Annotated in this window: 12 protein-coding genes; all 12 read left to right on the top strand. The window is 33.9% G+C overall.

What is annotated here, in order from left to right; translation table 11 throughout:
* The first annotated feature begins 227 nt into the window (after window positions 1-227).
* Window positions 228-2,585 (top strand): polysaccharide lyase 6 family protein, encoded by a 2,358-nt coding sequence (locus ACFFVB_RS17840; RefSeq protein ID WP_382384587.1) that lies wholly within the window; start codon window positions 228-230, stop codon window positions 2,583-2,585.
* Between the two features lie 33 nt (window positions 2,586-2,618).
* On the top strand, window positions 2,619-4,850 hold the full coding sequence (locus tag ACFFVB_RS17835; RefSeq protein ID WP_382384585.1) for an alginate lyase family protein: 2,232 nt from the start codon (window positions 2,619-2,621) through the stop codon (window positions 4,848-4,850).
* A 655-nt stretch (window positions 4,851-5,505) separates the two neighbouring features.
* Window positions 5,506-8,727 carry a SusC/RagA family TonB-linked outer membrane protein gene (locus tag ACFFVB_RS17830; protein ID WP_382384584.1) on the top strand — a complete coding sequence of 1,074 codons (3,222 nt, stop codon included), beginning with the start codon at window positions 5,506-5,508 and terminating at the stop codon, window positions 8,725-8,727.
* Window positions 8,728-8,737: 10 nt separating this feature from the next.
* On the top strand, window positions 8,738-10,285 hold the full coding sequence (locus ACFFVB_RS17825) for a RagB/SusD family nutrient uptake outer membrane protein (RefSeq protein WP_382384583.1): 1,548 nt from the start codon (window positions 8,738-8,740) through the stop codon (window positions 10,283-10,285).
* A gap of 13 nt (window positions 10,286-10,298) precedes the next feature.
* Window positions 10,299-11,474, top strand: a complete 1,176-nt coding sequence (locus ACFFVB_RS17820) for a PKD domain-containing protein (RefSeq protein ID WP_382384582.1) — start codon at window positions 10,299-10,301, stop codon at window positions 11,472-11,474.
* 12 nt (window positions 11,475-11,486) lie between these two features.
* The gene (locus ACFFVB_RS17815; protein WP_382384580.1) at window positions 11,487-12,962 is read left to right on the top strand and encodes a PKD domain-containing protein; all 1,476 of its coding nucleotides are present in this window, start codon (window positions 11,487-11,489) and stop codon (window positions 12,960-12,962) included.
* A gap of 12 nt (window positions 12,963-12,974) precedes the next feature.
* The gene (locus ACFFVB_RS17810) at window positions 12,975-13,895 is read left to right on the top strand and encodes a polysaccharide lyase family 7 protein (RefSeq protein WP_382384579.1); all 921 of its coding nucleotides are present in this window, start codon (window positions 12,975-12,977) and stop codon (window positions 13,893-13,895) included.
* A gap of 116 nt (window positions 13,896-14,011) precedes the next feature.
* Window positions 14,012-14,716 (top strand): FadR/GntR family transcriptional regulator, encoded by a 705-nt coding sequence (locus ACFFVB_RS17805; RefSeq protein ID WP_382384578.1) that lies wholly within the window; start codon window positions 14,012-14,014, stop codon window positions 14,714-14,716.
* Window positions 14,717-14,828: 112 nt separating this feature from the next.
* Window positions 14,829-16,112: an MFS transporter gene (locus tag ACFFVB_RS17800; protein ID WP_382384576.1), complete on the top strand. Its 1,284-nt coding sequence runs from the start codon at window positions 14,829-14,831 to the stop codon at window positions 16,110-16,112.
* 52 nt (window positions 16,113-16,164) lie between these two features.
* Window positions 16,165-16,929 carry an SDR family NAD(P)-dependent oxidoreductase gene (locus tag ACFFVB_RS17795; RefSeq protein WP_382384575.1) on the top strand — a complete coding sequence of 255 codons (765 nt, stop codon included), beginning with the start codon at window positions 16,165-16,167 and terminating at the stop codon, window positions 16,927-16,929.
* 207 nt (window positions 16,930-17,136) lie between these two features.
* The gene (locus ACFFVB_RS17790) at window positions 17,137-17,739 is read left to right on the top strand and encodes a TetR/AcrR family transcriptional regulator (RefSeq protein WP_382384574.1); all 603 of its coding nucleotides are present in this window, start codon (window positions 17,137-17,139) and stop codon (window positions 17,737-17,739) included.
* A gap of 53 nt (window positions 17,740-17,792) precedes the next feature.
* On the top strand, window positions 17,793-18,593 hold the full coding sequence (locus ACFFVB_RS17785) for a haloacid dehalogenase type II (RefSeq protein WP_382384573.1): 801 nt from the start codon (window positions 17,793-17,795) through the stop codon (window positions 18,591-18,593).
* The last annotated feature ends 29 nt before the right edge of the window (window positions 18,594-18,622 follow it).

Here is an 18,622-nt window from a genome sequence, read left to right as displayed (position 1 = left end):
TATAACACAACAGAGAGGCTTAAAAATTGCTTTATAAGGAGTGATTTAATCAAGATATAATATGATAAAAATCATTATTTATTACTTTTTCTTCAACATTTGAACTATTTTGTTTCTTGATTTTATCAAATTCATTAATTATTATGATTTAACTTTTGTAATCGTAAAAAAATCAATACTTTTGGTACACCAAATTGGTTAACCAGTTATATAACAAACAAACAACGATGATAAAACAAGAGTCTAAAGTCTTTTTTAACTACTTTTTAGTCCTTATTTTAACCGGAAGTTTCTTATTTACATCATGTAAAGAGAACGAAAAATCAAACAATTTAGTAAGCGATGTAGAGATGTTTAACTCAGCAGTTGCTAATGCTAAACCGGGAGACGAAATTGTGTTAGCTAATGGTGTTTGGAATAATGCAGAGCTTGTTTTTGATGCTAAAGGAACTGCCGAAAATCCAATTACGCTTACTGTAGAAGAAAAAGGAATGGTCACTTTAGAAGGAGAATCAAACCTTCAAATTGCTGGAGAGCACTTAATTATTAAAGGCCTTGTTTTTAAAAATGGATACACGCCAACAAATGCTGTAATTTCATTCAGAAAAAACAGAGAAGAACTTGCTAATAATTGCCGTTTAACAGAATGTGTTATCGATAATTTTAATAACCCAGAGCGTCATGTTCAGGATTACTGGGTAACCATTTATGGAAAGAATAATCGTTTAGATCATAATCATATTGTTGGTAAAAAGAATTTAGGAGTGACTATGATTGTGGGTTTAGATACTAAAGGGAGTGTCGAAAATAATCACCAAATAGATCATAATTATTTTGGTCCTCGTCCAACCTTTGGAAATAACGGAGGAGAAACTTTAAGAATTGGTACTAGTCATCACGCATTAGAAAATTCTGGTACCATTGTAGAATCTAATTATTTCGATAGATGTAACGGAGAGATAGAAACGGTATCTAGCAAATCTGCAAACAACATCTATAGATACAATACCTTTTTCGAGTGTACAGGAACGTTAACCATGCGTCATGGAAATGAAACTTTAGTAGAAGGCAATGTGTTTCTAGGAAATAACAAACCAAATACTGGAGGAATTAGAATTATAAACGAAGATCAGATTGTTAAAAACAATTATCTATTTGGCGTAACAGGATATCGTTTTAGAGGTGCATTCGTGGTTATGAATGGTGTGCCTAATTCGACTCCAAATCGTTATATGCCGGTTATGAATAGTAAGTTGTTAAACAACACGTACGTGAATTGCGATAATATTTTATTCTGTGCAGGAAGTGATGACGAACGTAGCGCGCCACCAACATCTACAGAGATCGCAGGTAATATTTTCTACAACGACCACAAAGACAATATATTTACGGCTTTCGATGATGTTAGCGGAATTTCATTTCATGACAATATTGTAGGACAGAATATTAATACAGATATTGCTAGCGGATTTACACCTGCCGATATTAAATTAGTAAAAAATGAACAGGGATTCTTAATTCCGACTTCAGACAAAATAAAAACACCTATCATAATTAGTGATAAGATTGGGACTAAAGAAAATACAGGAACATCTTGGTATTCTAAAGAAGATCGAACCATAGCACTAAATTCTGGAAATACAATTGCTGTAAAACCAGGAATTAATACGATAACTGCTGCGACTAGAGATTCTAAACCAGGAGATATTATAGAATTAACTTCAGGCGAGACTTATGTTTTAACTAAAGCAGCAAAAGTGAATCACCCGCTTACTTTTAAATCTTCAGGAAAAGAAAAAGCGATTATTTTATTTGAACGTATGATGGCTTTCGAAATCGAAAACGGAGGAAGCTTAGCGTTAGAGAATTTAAAATTTGATGGTGCAAGTGCTCCAGATTATGCAGGAAACTCTGTAATTAGTACGAGTAAAAAATCGATGACAAACAACTATAAATTGTTTATCGATAATTGTGATTTTGAAGATTTAATAGTGAATCATTCTTTTGATGTCTTGCGTGTAAGTAAAGGAACATTTGCGGACACAATAAGCATTCAAAATTCAAAATTTAAAAACATCACGGGTCATATTGCGGCATTAGATACCGAAACAGACGATATCGGAGCGTATAATGCAGAGTATGTTATTATGAAAAATAACATTCTTACAGATGTACAAGGTGTGGCATTAAGATTGTATAGAGGAGGAAAAGATGAAAGCACATTAGGACCATTTTTAGAAATGGAAAACAATGTCTTTAATCATGTTGGTTTTGGTAAAAAAAATAAATACGATGCAGCCTTATCTTTATATGGTGTGCAATCAAATCGCATTGAAAATAATATTTTCAACGAAACAAGACCTGTCGACATGCATTTGGTTGTAGGAGAACCAATCGTGAATATTTTAAACAACGATTTTTATAAAGTCGATGATATGCGAGTTACCGGAGATCAAAAATATACAGTAGCAAATAGCCTTTCTGTAGATCCAAAATTTTCGAATACAGATACATTTGAGTTAGCAACCGATTCGCCTTTAAAGGGAAAAGGTGCAAATGGTAAAGATTTAGGTATTATAAAGTAGATTTCAAACAAACAAACAAACAAACAAACACTTATGTTATTAAAAAGAATCGTTTTTATTTGTTGTGTTCTTATTGCGCAAAACGGATTAGCTCAAGAACATCCCAATTTAATTTTAACCAAACAAGGGGTTAATGATATTAAAGCACAATTGGGGAATGTTCCTTTATTTGATGCGACTTTAGCTCAAGTAAAAGAGAAAGTAGATGCCCAGATTTTAAAAGGAATCGATGTTCCTGTGCCAAAAGATATGGCTGGTGGGTATACACACGAGCAACATAAATTAAATTACTTAACCATGCAAGAAGCTGGTGTATTGTATCAGATTCTTGGTGATGAAAAATATGCCATTTATGTGCGTGATATGTTAATGGAATACGCAAAAATGTTTCCGGGCTTACCAAGACACCCACAAGAAAGATCGTATGCAAGAGGTAAATTATTCTGGCAATGTTTAAACGATTCGGTTTGGTTGGTATATACGAGTCAGGCTTACGATTGTGTGTATAATTTCTTATCGAAAAAAGAAGTTAAATACATCGAAAAGAACCTTTTTAAACCTATGGCAGATTTCTTGTCTGTAGATACACCTCAGTTTTTTAACAGAATTCATAACCATAGTACATGGGGGAATGTCGCTGTTGGTATGATTGCCTTAGTTATGGATGACGATGCTTTAGTGGATAGAGCATTATACGGAATTAAGGATTTAAAATTAGATGCAGGTAAAGATAACGATGGTGGTGATATTTTTGTTGAAGGACAAAAAGCAGGTTTCTTAGCAAACTTAGAAGAGCCTTTTTCTCCAGATGGATATTATACCGAAGGTGCATATTACCAGCGTTACGCGATGTACCCATTTATGATTTTTGGTGAAGCATTACAAAATGTAAAACCAGAAGTAAAACCATTCGAACATAAAAATGGTGTGTTATTAAAAGGTGTAGATGCATTAATGAATTTAACCGATAAAGACGGTGAGTTTTTTGCCTTAAATGATTCTCAAAAAGGAATGTCTTATTATACAGCGTCTTTAGTATCTGCTTTAGATATCGCATATTATTATGGAGATAGAGACCCAAGCTTATTAAGTATTGCGCAAGAACAAGGTCGCGTACAATTAGATCAAACAGGTTTAGCAGTAGCAATGGATATTCGCGATGGTAAAGCAAAACCATTCGATAAGAAATCGTTGTTATTAACAGATGGTGCAGATGGTGATCAAGGTGCTATTTCTATATTACGTTCAACTAAAAATGATGACTTAACACTTGTAGGTAAAAATGCCGCGCAAGGATTAAGCCACGGACATTACGACAAATTATCTATTTCACTTTTTCATGAAGGAAATGAAGTCTTACAAGATTACGGATTAGCACGTTTTGTAAATATTGAACAAAAAAATGGTGGTGGTTATTTAAAAGAAAACAAAACATGGGCAAAACAAACTATTGCTCATAACACTATAGTACAAGATGAAACATCTCATTTTGGTGGAAAATATGACGTAGGAAGTCTACACCATTCAGATATGTATGTGTTCGATGTCGAAAATCCAGATGTTCAAATTTCAAGTGCAAAAGAGGTTAACGCTTACCCAGGAACTGTAATGCAACGCACAACGGTAATGCTTAACAACGAGAGTTTTGAGCAACCAGTGCTTTTAGATTTAATGCAAGTAAATTCAGATAAGAAGCATCAGTTCGATTTGCCATTCTATTATTTAGGACAAGTGATATCAACAAGTTTCGATTATGAGAAGTATCAGACACTTTCTACATTAGGTAAAGATCATGGATACCAACATTTATGGAAAGAAGGGTCAGGACGTTCTACAACTGGAGATGCTGCGTTAACGTGGAGAAGTCATGATACATTTTTTACACTTACAACTACAGCAGATGCAGAAGATGATTTAATTTTTGGACGTATAGGTGCAAATGATCCAGAGTACAACTTAAGACCAGATCCTGTTTTAATAGTAAGAAAGAATACCGATAGTGCATTATTTGCTTCAGTTCTTGAGACACATGGTAGTTATAATTCGGTAAGTGAGTTTTCTGAAAATGCATTTTCTAGTATTTCAAAACTAAGTGTATTGAAAAGTGGTGTAGATTATTCTGCTATTCAAATCACAATGATGAATGGTGATGAATTTGTATTTATTATGTCAAATTCGGAGGCTTCAAAAACTCAGAAACACGAGTTAAAGTTAAACGCTAAAGTTTATACTTGGACGGGAGTAAGCTACTTTAAAAAACAATAATTTTTACGGACTAAATACGTCGTAAGATTTAAAATTATTTTGAAGACTTCTTTAATTAAAAACAAGGTTAGAGATTTACGGCTCACGAACACTAATTTGTATTTTAATTAACAATTGAAGGTGTTTAATGTGTTTTAGAGCCATTTAAGCACGGGAGAAACCGCAAAAGAATCGAGAAAATTAATTAATGTATTTAGTTCGAAATATGAAGGCTTTATAGCCAAGTAAAATTGCAATAAAAAATAGGGTATGTTTCTAGTTTTGAGAAATATACTGTGGGATCAAGTGCCTTTTAATAATTATTATTAAAAGGCACTTTTTTTTGTGGCATTATTTTTTTTTAACATATAATTAATATATCTTTGGTCAACCAATCTGGTCAACCAGATTGGTTTTTTTAACAAACCTTAAAATTGATTAGTTCTTATTTTTTACTGATTTAGAAACAAAATTATTTGATTATCCTCTACTTTTCTTGGGGTAAATCAAGTGGTTCTGCTACTGTTTAAAAGTAGGTGCTGTTGCAAAATAAATTGAATTAAATACATTTTGCGTCGGCAGTTATTTAGAACACAGGAGCTTGTTTTCTATTGAAAGTTTAAGATTACTAGTCTTAAAAAAAGTTCTAAATTTTTTATTACTAAAACAACAACAAATGAATTTGAAAAAACAATTAGTATTGTATGTAGTTCTGTTGCTAAACACGGCATTGTTTGCACAGGATGTAGTTTCGGGTCTCGTTTCAGACGAACAGGGTGTCCCGATTCCGGGGGTAAATGTCCTTGTTGTAGGAACATCTCGTGGAGCAACTACAGATTTTGATGGAAATTATGAAATTAAAGTAGATCAAGGTGAAGCTTTACAGTTCTCTTACATTGGTTACGTGTCTCAAACTAAGACAGTACAAGCCAATCCATCAATGAATGTAAGTTTAGTTGAGGATGTATCTCAATTAGACGAAGTCGTAATTATTGGTTACGGTGACCAAAAGGAAAAGAATATAACAAGTGCCTTAACTAAAGTAGATTCTAAGGAAATCGTAGATCGTTCTGTATCGCGTGTAGAAGATGCATTACAAGGTAAGGTTGCAGGTTTAAGAATTCAAACCGTGTCTTCTGAGGCTGGTGGGGATCCTAAGATTACAATGAGAGGACCTGGTTCTATCACTGGTTCTTCGTCTCCATTAATCGTTGTTGATGGTGTTGTTTTAGGTTCAGAGCCAGATATTTTAGGTTCTATCGATAACAACAACATTGAATCTTTAAGTGTATTAAAGGATGCGTCTTCTGTTGCAATTTACGGTTCTCGTGGTGCAAATGGGGTAATCCTTGTAACGTTAAAAGAAGGTGTTGCGGGGAAAACGTCTTTCTCTTATAACACGTTTACGGGTTATAAATTTACAACCAACAACGATAACTTTAATACCACTATTAACGACGAAAGAAATAGATTAAATGGGTTACAGGAAACTGTAAGCGCTATTTCTCCAAGTAGTTCAAGATATGATGATATTAATAGATATTATGATAATGCATATGCAGAATTAGAAGCTATGGATTTTATTGCTTCTTTAGGAGGTGGTGAAACAAACTGGCAAGACGAAATTTTTAATGGTGGTTTCATTAAAAATCATTCATTAGCAGTAAGAGGTGGAACGGATTTAACAAGCTATACGGCTTCTTTAGGTTTTCTTGAAGACGAAGGGGTAGTTTTAAACGATAACTTCTCTAAGTTTAATGCAAGAATAAAAGTAGATAGTAAGTCTAAAAATAAGAAAATTAAGTTTGGTGCTAACTTGTCTGCAAACTATAATGATCAAGTTAGAGTACCAACAAGATTTACAGATCCATTAAGACAATATGGTCATTTACCGCTTTACTTAACTGAAGAGCATATGCCATATGTAACTAATTTTTCTACAGAACCAGGAGTATCGACTGATGCGGGTAAATTATTCGAAAATTTAGGTGTTGGTAGTTATGGTTTCTCAAGAGCTTTCGATCACGTGTTTACTGTAGATCCTGATAATCCAAGAGCTATTGCTAGAGATCCTAATACAGGTCTTCCTTTAGTTAGCGATTTAACTTCTGGTGGTTTAACATTATCTACAACTAAAAACGTTCACCCATTAGTACATTACTTAGAACGTTCTAGATTATCTAAAAAATTAAGTTTAAACACTTCTGCTTATTTAGATTTTAAATTAGCGAAAGGTCTTAGTTTTAGACAAGGTATTTCTGGTGTATTCAGACATAGCAAATCAAATAATAGCGATTACTTATACGGACAAGAAAACAGAGATCAAGAATCTTTCCGTTTAGAGTCTAGAGATGAATTAAATCAATATGCATTCGAATCTTTACTTAAGTATAACACATCATTTGGTAAACACGATTTTAACTCAGTGTTTGGTTTCGAATATACAAGAAGAGATTTTTACACTCAAGAATCTGAAGCGGTAGGGTATACTAACGATTTTAATAACAACATTGCTCTTGCAGACGGAGGAACAACATTTACAGATAACGGTACAGATAAATTAGTATCATACTTCGGAAGAATAGATTATAACTATAGCGAAAAATATTTAGTGCAATTATCTGCGCGTACAGATGGTAGTACTCGATTTGGAACAAACACAAGATTTGGTTTCTTCCCTGCAGCTTCTGTAGGTTGGGTGCTGTCTAACGAAGATTTCTTATCGTCTAGTGATTTTGTAACCTTCTTAAAATTAAGAGCGAGTTACGGTATTTCAGGTTCTAACGAAATTACAAGTAACATTTTTAACTCACTTTACAGATTCGAAGAAACGTTTAGTACTGTTGGTTATAATGGCGTAACAGGAGTTAAAGCGGTAACATTAGCAAATCAAGATTTAGGATGGGAACAATTAGTAGAATTTAACCCAGGTGTCGATGTTACTTTTGGTAGAGGAATAATTACATTAGGTGTAGATTACTATACTAGAAGTAGTAAAGATTTAATCCTTTTTGCTCCAGTACCAGGTGTTTACGGAACAGATAATTATTTACAAAACCTTGGAGAGGTTAAAAATGAAGGTGTAGAAATTGAATTAAGCGCTAGAATTATCTCTACAGAGAATTTCAGTTGGAGAGCTTCAGGACAATTTTCTTTAAACAGAAATGAGGTTGTGAGTTTAGGTAAAAACGATCAAATTATTTCAAGAATTGATCAAGATACCAGAGCAACAGAATTTATCGCTAGAAATGGTCAGCCTATTACATCATTCTACGGTTGGGTTTATGAAAAAGAAATTCCATTAGAATGGGTAGACAATCCTTTCAATAGATTTAATAATGATTTTGCAGATGTATATGTAAAAGATTTAAATAACGATGGTATTATCGATGATGAAGATAGAACGGAAATAGGTAACCCTTATCCAGATTTTAACTGGGGTGTTAATACAGACATTAGATTGTACGATTTCGATTTCGCAATGCAATGGCAAGGATCTCAAGGAGGAGAAGTAAGAGTAGCAGATTTAGATCAGCTGTATTACGCTAGTGAGTCTTCAGTAAATGAAGTCGCTAACTTCCCAGACAGAGACTTAACAGTACACAGAAGATTTACAGACGATCATATTCAAGATGCTTCATTTATAGCATTAAGAAACGTAACTATTGGTTACACGATTCCTGAATCATTTACTTCTAAGTACAAAATCGATAGACTAAGATTCTATATCTCTGGAGAAAACTTACTTTTCTTTACAGCTAGTGATTACGAAGGATTTAATCCAGAAGCAGCAGGTCAAACTTCAGATAATGCGAATACACCATTAACAGCGGGTTACCAAAGAGGAGATGGTCCAATAGTTAGAACCATTTCAGCAGGGCTTAACTTTCAATTTTAAATAATTAGACATGATGAATTTATATAAAAACATATTAATTTGTTTTTCACTTGTAGCTTTATTTACAAGTTGCGAAGAAGAACTTGACCTTTCAAACCCGACCGCTCTTTCTATTGAAGAGTTACTTCAAACAGACGACGGGTTTAAATTCTTAGCTAACGGAGTTTTAGATGCCTATCAAAAAGTTCCTGCTAACGAATTTTTAATTTCTGAATTGAGATCTGATAACGTTAGAGCCAATACAGAAAACGGAAACTATCCAGCGTTTAATGCGTATAACATCGACCCTAATAACGGCGATGTTGCAACATATTACTCAAACAATATGTCAACCATTAAACATGCAAATACAATTATTGATAATAGATTTTTAGCTCCAGAAAATCAGCAGTACACTGTTGGTGAAGCTTATTTTATGAGAGCATTATGTCACTTTAACTTAATAAGAGCGTATGAAAATATTCCTTATATAGATACTGTATTAGACATTAACGCAGACGAAGCTTACGACTATCCTCAATTGGACCCAGCTGTAGTTTACGAAAAAATTATAGAAGATTTTAAAACCTCTATTGCTTATTTACAAGACGCTACAGTAGATAGATACAGACCGTCTGCAGGTGCTGCAATTAGTTTTGCTGCAAAAGCGTATTTAAGTCAGCCTTCTCCTAATTATAAAGAAGCAGAACTTTTATTAGCTTCTGTTGTAGAAAATAGTTCTACTTACGGGTATAGCTTGATTTTTACAGAACAAGGTAGTGACGATTCAGACTTCGAGAATTATAAAAATTTAATTCAAGATTTCGGACATGTATTCGGTAACGATATCGATGGGACATTTACCGATGGTGTGCCAGATGGTTCTTGGTCTAATAACTCAGGTTTAGAAATTAACGACGAAGTTATTTTTTCAATCGCTTACGATTTAGTGAGTAGTGATACTTATGTTACTGCAGATAGTTCTTTAGACGAACAAGTACAAACAGATTCAGAGTCTTTTAGTTTTGCAATGACCTTACAAGGACCTTCTAATGGGGTGAACATCGCTTCTAACGAATTTTTAGAAGTTATGACTCCAGAATTACAACCAGTAAGATTTTATGTAAGTTTTGATGCCTTGTCTTATAACCCAACACTTGAAACAAACGATACGTTTAACGCTAAATTCCCTACACCTGGTGAAATTGGAGATAACGATTGGATCGTATTAAGATATGCAGATGTGTTGTTATTATATTCTGAAGCAATATTAGCTGGTGGTAATAGTACTACAGATTCTAGAGCGATAGATGCTTTTAACGAAGTAAGATTAAGAGCTGGACTTGATGAGGTTGTTAACTTAACGAAAGCTGATTTATTAGCCGAACGTAGAGTAGAGTTTGTTTATGAAAACCAACGTATGTATGATTTAATAAGATTTGGTGAAGCAGATAAAGTTTTACAAGAATTTTCAAATCAAAATAGTTTGTTTTATACAAATGAAAAGAAATACCTTCCTTTTCCTCAAAGAGAATTGGATAATTTACCTAATTTTTATAATCAAAATGACGGATACTAAAAATCTAAAAATTATGAAAAAACATTTGTTTAAATTAAAATATATAGTTTTAGGTGCACTTGTGTCTTTAACTGCCTGTGTTAGTGATGATCTACCTGAAGTAGGGGATTTAGCTGACATTACTGGGCCACAGCCTTTCTATAGTTACGTTGATGTTTCAACGTCGTCATTCGATTGTAATGATGTGGAATTGGAAGCGAATTACGATTACTTTTTTCAAGCAGGAACAAATCTAGCTGTGAATGGTACACAATACGAATGGGTTGTGATTCCATCGGAAAATGTAAACTTAATCAATAAAGATAAACCTGTTTTAGAATTACAAATCGAAGCAGAATTAGCTACGGTTGTTGCTCTAGAAGAGGAAATCGCTAAAGCAGAATTTAAAGTTCCTTGCGAAAGTGACCCTGCAAAATTAGCGGTATTAGAACAACAAATAGCAGACTTCGAAGTGCAATTAGCAGCGGCAGAAGCAGCGGTTTCAGACGAAACTAAAGCAAATGTAGCGGCTCTAGAAGCTGAAATGGCAGCTTTACCAGCAGCAACTTTAGAAGACAGAGAACTAATTTTCGAATTTCCTGGACCAGGAGAATATACTGTAGGTTTAACAGTAACAGATAACCTTGGTAAATCAGATTATACCGAAAAAATAGTTGTCGTAAATCAAGCGATACCAACAATTGCTATTCCAGAAATCGGGGAAGCTGGTTTTGAAGCTGGTGACTTATTTGATGGAAGTGGAGATGGTAGAGATTCTTGGAGATCTCCTAGTAGTTCTAAATGGGGAAGTGTATTCCAAATTAACACAAAATCAGAATTAGGTGTTTTACCAGAAGGATATAAAGCAGCTAAATTCCCTTCAGACGGAACTCGAGTTGGATATCAAGAAATAGATGTAACTCCAGGAGCTACTTATGTCATCTCTTATTTTAGTAGTTTAGATCCAGGAGCTAGCGGAGACTTAACGGTTTCTATAGTGAATCCAAATGCTGATAATATTGAAGAAGCACGATTAGAAGCTAATATTCTTGCTTTTAAAACAGAAGATAATGCTTCAAGTACACAAGATGTATTTAAAAAGAGTGCAATTACATTCGAAGCAGGTGAGTTAGAAAAAGTGATTATTTTAATTTCAAACTCCGGTACCGAAAGTAGAGTAGATGCTTTTGATATTACAGTTAAACTATAAAAAAATTGAATTATGAATAATAAATTAATTAAAAAACAGAATACAGGTTTCTTTGTCGTGCTATTTTGTATGTTTTTGGGACTAATATCTTGTTACGATGATGGTTACGAAGCATTCGAACCGCCTGTAGGAAACATAAATAATATTCAGCCAAATACGTTGTTTACAACAAGTATTGATCCTGATAATACATTAGCATTAGTATTTAGAAGTTATTCTACAGATGCAGATTCTTATGCGTGGGATTTTGGAGATGGTAATACATCTACAGAAGCAAATCCTGATTATACTTATGAAAATGGTGGGTTATACACTGTAAAACTTAGTACAACAAGTTCAGATGGCTTAATCGCTGTAGACTCATCAGACGTTTCTCCTATTTTTGTAGATTTCAATTTTTCTATGGAAGACACTCAAGTAACTTTCGATAATTTTACATCTGGGGCGAGCTCTCTTGTATGGGATTTTGGAGACGGTTCAACTGTAGAATGGAAAGCAGAAGATACAGAAGAAGATGCTAAATTTAACCCAGTACATGTGTATTCTAGCGCAGATCCTGTTCTAGCGACATTAACAGCAACTAATTACTTAGGACATGAGTTTGTAGTAAGCAAGAATATAGAAGGTTTACAACTTTCTACAGTTCCTGAATTTTCATTTACAACCTCAGCTTTAACAGTAGAATTTACAGATGCTTCAATATTAGCAGTCGCTCATAGTTGGGACTTTGGAGATGGTGCTACTTCTACAGAAGTAAATCCTATTCATACTTATAGCGAATCTGGTACTTACGATGTTGTCTTAACAACGACTAACGAATCTGGAGTATCTAGAAGTATTACTAAAGCTGTACCTGTTGGTGGTGTAGAGCCTACATTTAAAGCAATGGTTTTAAATGGTAGTTGTGATGAGTATACAGTAAACACTGGAGACAATGCAGATGCATGGGATATGACGCCGAACAGTACTATAGAAGACGATGTTTTAGGAACTATAGATAGTCCGTATAGAGCACTTTGGAATAATACTGAATTGAATGCTTATATCGATACGGCCTACGGAACTAACGAACAACCAGGTTCTTCTAGTGATGGTACCTATGTAAATGGTGAAAAAACGAGAAGTGTTAAGTTTTCTGATAGTTCACGTCGTTTATACCAAGTTGTGGCAGTAGAGCCAGGAATTGAGTATACGTTTACTATCGATACACGTTCTGAGGCTGCTGGAATTAATACAGAAGTGTTCTTATTAAATACAGAAATTACCACTGAAGTAGGTATCGAAGATTTTACTGATGCTTATATTAATATCACAAACGATTTTAATGAAGAAAAACCTTCAGAAGGTAACAATACATTTACAACTAGTACAGTAAGATTCGAAGCGACTTCAAACTTCATAGTAATCTATGCAAGAGCTTTAAATGCTATCGATAGTAGTAATGAAGTGTTTATTGATAATATTGATATTATTACACCTGGATTTTAATTTTAATTTGAAATGATAAATTTTCGAAAAGAAATATTAGGAGTATTAGTAATAGTTTTTCTTTCTGTTAGCGCTACTTGTCAAGAAAAGACAAGTAGCTCTACAGATTCGGATTCTAAAGTCGAAAAAAATGACAAAAAGAAGAAGAAAAAAAAGAAATACAAGTTACCTGATGTAGATTTAAGTCATTGGAGTGTAACCACGCCAGAACTAAATCATAAAGGTAGTGCCATGAATATTGAGCCACCAGAAATTTTGGATTATGCTACAGATGAAAGGTTATTACCTTATATGTATAATGATTCTACGCTTGGAGCTTTGGTTTTTTATTCTTTTCCTAGTGATGCCACTACAGCCAATACAAAATATACTAGGTCCGAATTAAGAGAGCAAATGGTTCCAGGTGATAATAACACAAACTGGACTTTTGCAGAAGGTGCTTATATGAAAGGTAAATTACAAATGGGAGATGTTTCTAAATCTTCAGACGGTAAATACCACAAAGTAATCATCATGCAAATTCATGGTCGTTTAACTGACGAGCAACGTGATCTAATTGGACAAAAAGATAATAATGCGCCACCAATATTAAAAATATATTGGCAAGATGGTAAAATTAGAGTCAAAACGAAAGAGTTGAAAAACTTAAGCGCTAGTGATAATGAAATCTTAGGCAAAGACGCTTGGGACGATGATAAAGGATTTACGTTCGAACAAGAAGTCGGATTCGGGAAATTCACATTAGAAGTAGATGTGTCTGATGGTAAAATGGTAGTCATTTTAAATAAAAATGAATATGCTGTTTACGACAACGTTCATATGAAAAGGTGGGGAGTCTTTGAAAATTATTTTAAAGCAGGAAACTACTTTCAATCTAGAGACGAAGGAGCCTTTGCTAAAGTGAATTACTACGAGTTAGAAGTTAAACACTAATAAATGTTAGTGTTTGTACGATATTAACATAAATATGTAATTCTATAAATACAAATTGATAACTTTTTTTGTAGTTTTGTCCAGCTAAAACTGGTTAACCAATTTTTTGATAATAGATGAAAGTAGAAGTTTTAATGAGTAATGATAATGATGAGGTTCATAATAAGATTATAGCAGACATTGCTGAACTTATTAACTCAAAAAATCTTGAACCTGGGGATAAGTTACCATCAGAACGTATGCTTTCCGAAAAATTTGGTGTAAGCCGTGGTTTAGTAAGAGAATCCATAAATAAATTAGAATTTTATGGGTTATTAAAATCAATTCCACAAAGTGGAACTTTTGTTGCAGAGATGGGTATTATCGCAATGAATGGAATGGTTCAAGATATTTTAGAACTTGAAGTTCCTGATTTTAAATCCTTGGTTGAAACTCGAATTCTTTTAGAATTAAAAATAGTTAAGTTAGCCTCTTTAAGAAGAACTGATGCCGATTTATTAAATATAAAACATGCGTTAGAAGCTTATGAAGAAAAAATCTTAAACGGACAAAAAGCTGTTCAGGAAGATTTATTATTTCACTTGGCCATTGCGAAAGCATGTGGAAACAGTATGCTTAACGCGTTCATGTTAAAAATTACACCAGAAATTATTACCAATTTTAGGAAATATCATGTTTGTGTAAATGAACTAACAAAGTCAGCCATAAATGAACACAGAGCCATTTATGAAGCGATTAAAGCAAAGGAAACAACAACGGCTCGTGAGGCTATGAAAGTACATTTTAAAACATTATATCAGTATTGCTATAATGTAGAGTAAAATATTAAAGAAGATTAAATATCTGTAAGTTTTATCTTCTTAATGCAAACAATTAATTAATACCAAGAGAAAACTGTTAATCTCATTTTTTCTTGAAAATCTAAAAATTATTATGAAAGTAAAAGGATTAAGGTGGTTTATTATTGGGCTCATATTTTTGGCCTCAGTAATTAATTACATCGACAGAAGTGCACTAGCAGTAATGTGGGGAAATGAAAACCTTCCAGGGTCTATTTCTTACGATTTAGGTTTAACCAAAACAGACTACGGTTATATTCTTAACATTTTTATGGTAGCATATGCTCTTGGGCAATTGTTTTCAGGGAAATTGTTTGATAAAGTGGGAACACGTTTAGGTTACGTTATTAGTATTGGAGTTTGGGGATTATCTTCTTTCTTACATTCAACCGTTAGAGGATTTTTAGGACTTGCATTTTTTAGAAGTACATTAGGTTTATCTGAAGCTGGTAACTGGCCAGGTGGAGTTAAAAGTAATGCCGAATGGTTCCCGATTAAAGAGCGTGCTATTGCGCAAGGTTTGTTTAATGCAGGAGCTTCTATTGGTTCTGTAATTGCACCACCGTTTATTGCATTAATTTTTGTGGCTTACGGATGGAGAACAACCTTTATGGTAGTAGGGTCTTTTGGGATCTTATGGATCATTCCTTGGTTATTAATTAATAAAGCAGGTCCAAAGAAACACCCTTGGATTACAGAAGAAGAACAACAATATATCTTAGACGGTCAAAGTCAGGCAGATCGTGATGCTAAGGATACAGATAAAGGTTTAAGTTTAAAAGAAATCTTATCACACAGAGAAGCTTGGTCTATAGTTGTAGGTCGATTTTTCTTAGAGCCAATCTGGTGGTTATTTGTAGGTTGGATGCCTATTTACTTATTCGATATTTACGGATTTGATGTAAAAGAAGTGGGTATGTTTGCTTGGGTACCTTATGTTGGTGCTGCAATTGGTAGTATTGCCGGTGGTTATGTTTCAGGACAGATTATTTCTAAAACAAATTCTATAGACAAGGGACGTAAGACAACTATTTTAATTGGTGGTATCATCATGTTCTTAGGTTTAGTAGCTACAGTATTCTTTGGTAATACACCAGAACGTTTTGTAGGTATTGTATTTGTCGTATTATTCGGTTTCCAATTCGCTATTGGTAACGTTCAAACTTTACCAAGTGATTTCTTTAATGGTAAAAATGTTGGATCGTTAGCTGGATTAGGTGGTATGGTTGGTGTATTCTCTGTAATCATCATGAACTTCTTAGTTCCTATTGTTGCTGAAGTATCTTACACACCAATATTTGTCGCTATCGCAGTATTCGTTCCGCTAGGTATTGGATCAATCTATTACTTCGCGAAAGAGATTAAGAATGTAGAGTAAAGAGTAAAAAAAAAATAAGAGTAAAATTAATTAAATATTAAATATTAATAAAATGAGTGATTTAAAAAATAAAGTTGCGGTTATTACTGGAGCTACCGGTGGAATTGGTTTCGAAGTAGCAAAAAGATTAGGTCAAGATGGTTATACTGTTGTTTTAAATGGTATTGAAGATGAAATTGGTGCAGAAAAAGTAGCTGAACTTACTGCTGCTGGGATCACTGCTGAATATTTCGGATTTGACATGACTAAAGACGAAGCTGTAACTGAAAACATTACTAAAATTGGTGAAAAATACGGGAAAATCGATGTTCTTGTAAACAACACTGGTGGTATTGGTGTTAGAGCTAGATTTGAAGAAATGACGACTGAACAATACAGATTCGTTATGGCTTTAAACTTAGATTCAGTATTTTTTGCTTCAAGAGCTGCGATTCCTTTCCTTAAAAAATCGGAAAATGCATCTATTATTAACTATACGTCTAATGCTGCTTGGAATGGTGCAGGACCTGGAGCTGGAATTTATTCAGTTTCTAAAGGTGGAGTACAATCTATCACTAGAGCGTTAGCTAAAGATTTAGCTGAATACGGAATTAGAGTAAACGCAGTATCTCCTGGTACTATTGATACGCCTTTCCATGCTCAAATTAAAGCTACTAAACCAGAAGTTTTTGCTTCTTGGGCTAATAGTGTTTTATTAGGTAGATTAGGTGAGCCGGAAGAAGTTGCTGGTGTTGTTTCTTTCTTAGCGAGTAAAGATGCGTCTTTCATTACTGCTGAAACTATCCAAATTGGTGGTGGTCAAGCTTTAGGTATCTAATTTTATATCAAATTATATTTAAAAGGGTCTGCGTTATGCAGACCCTTTTTTTTATGTCCATTTTTAAGGTTTTAGAATTTTGAATAAACAATTGCGTTGCACATAGCATAGTTCCCAATGCACTCGATATTTCATTCTATAATAGCCTTAACTCTAACATTTTGTTAAAAAACATTCTAACCGGTATCTTTTGTTTAGGTTTGTACTATGCAACAAGGATTAAAATCGGAATTAACCAAGCAAATTATTGTAGATGAGGCTTTTAAACAGTTTTACGAACAGGGTTTTAAAACCACGAGTATCGATAAAATAATGAAAGCATCTAAGCTAACAAAAGGTGCTTTTTATCATCATTATAGTAATAAGAAGCAATTAGCTTTGGAGGTTATTGCTCTAAAAGTTCAGAAAAGAGTGAGTAATAGCATGATCCTCCCGTTGTATGAATCGGGAGATGTGATTGCGATTCTAGAGTCCACATTTTTAAATAGAATTAAATCGTTCAACGGTTACGAAAAGCAACATGGTTGCCCAATGAATAATTTAATAAATGAAATTGGAGATTCTGAAACGGCCTATCAATTGGCTTTAAAGCACATCGTAAATACATGGAAATCTGCTTTAATTGCCTTGATAGATAGAGGTAAATCCGAAAAAACAATAAGAGAAAATGTGCCTAGTAAAGCCACTGCCATATATTTAATAAGTGCTTTCGAAGGTGTTCGTGGTATTAGAAAACTGTACGACGACGATATGATTTTAGACGATTACCTTTTAGGATTGTCGGATTATATAAAACAATTACAAGCTTAATATTTTTTTACCATTTAACATACCGTAAAGTATGTTTTTTACAAATACCAATTATGATAAATAACAGAAGAGATTTTATTAAAAGAACAGCCATGTTAGGTTTAGCTGGAGCAGCCATTCCGCAATTTGGTTTAGCCGCAAATGAAATTTTAAATAAAGAAGACAACATGATGAACACAAGACCCAAAGTATTATTTTTCGATGTAAATGAAACCTTATTAGATCTTACAACTATGAAAAAGAGTGTAGGTGATGCACTCGGGAATCGTAGCGATTTATTGCCATTATGGTTTACTACAATGCTACAATATTCTTTAGTATCTACGGTTGCCAATCAGTATAACGATTTTGGAATTATAGGTGCCGCAGCGCTTCAAATGGTTGCCGCAAATAATGGTATTACCTTATCCGAAGAAGAAGCTCAGGAAGCTATTTTAGAACCTATAAGATCATTGCCTGCACATCCAGAAGTAAAGGCTGCCTTGCAAAAATTAAGAGATGCAGGCTATACATTGGTATCGTTTACAAACTCATCTAATAAAGGTGTAGAAACCCAATTTAAAAATGCGGGCTTACTAGATTATTTCGACGAACGATTAAGTATCGAAGATATCGGAAAATTTAAACCACATTCAGATGCTTATGCATGGGCAGCAAGAAAAATGGGTGTAGAGCCTAAAGACTGTTTATTAGTTGCCGCTCACGGATGGGATATTTCTGGAGCATTATGGGCAGGCTGGAGAGGTGCATTTGTTAGCAGACCAGGAGCACAACTTTATCCTTTATCTCCTAAACCAGAAATAAACGAATCTAATTTATCATTGATTGCAGATCGTCTAATTGCTTTAAAATAGTAATACCATTTACCGGAGCTAAGCCATCG

This window comes from Formosa undariae (assembly GCF_042427615.1).
In the GTDB taxonomy this organism is placed as follows: domain Bacteria; phylum Bacteroidota; class Bacteroidia; order Flavobacteriales; family Flavobacteriaceae; genus Formosa; species Formosa undariae.
This window is presented reverse-complemented; position numbering and strand designations above follow the sequence as displayed.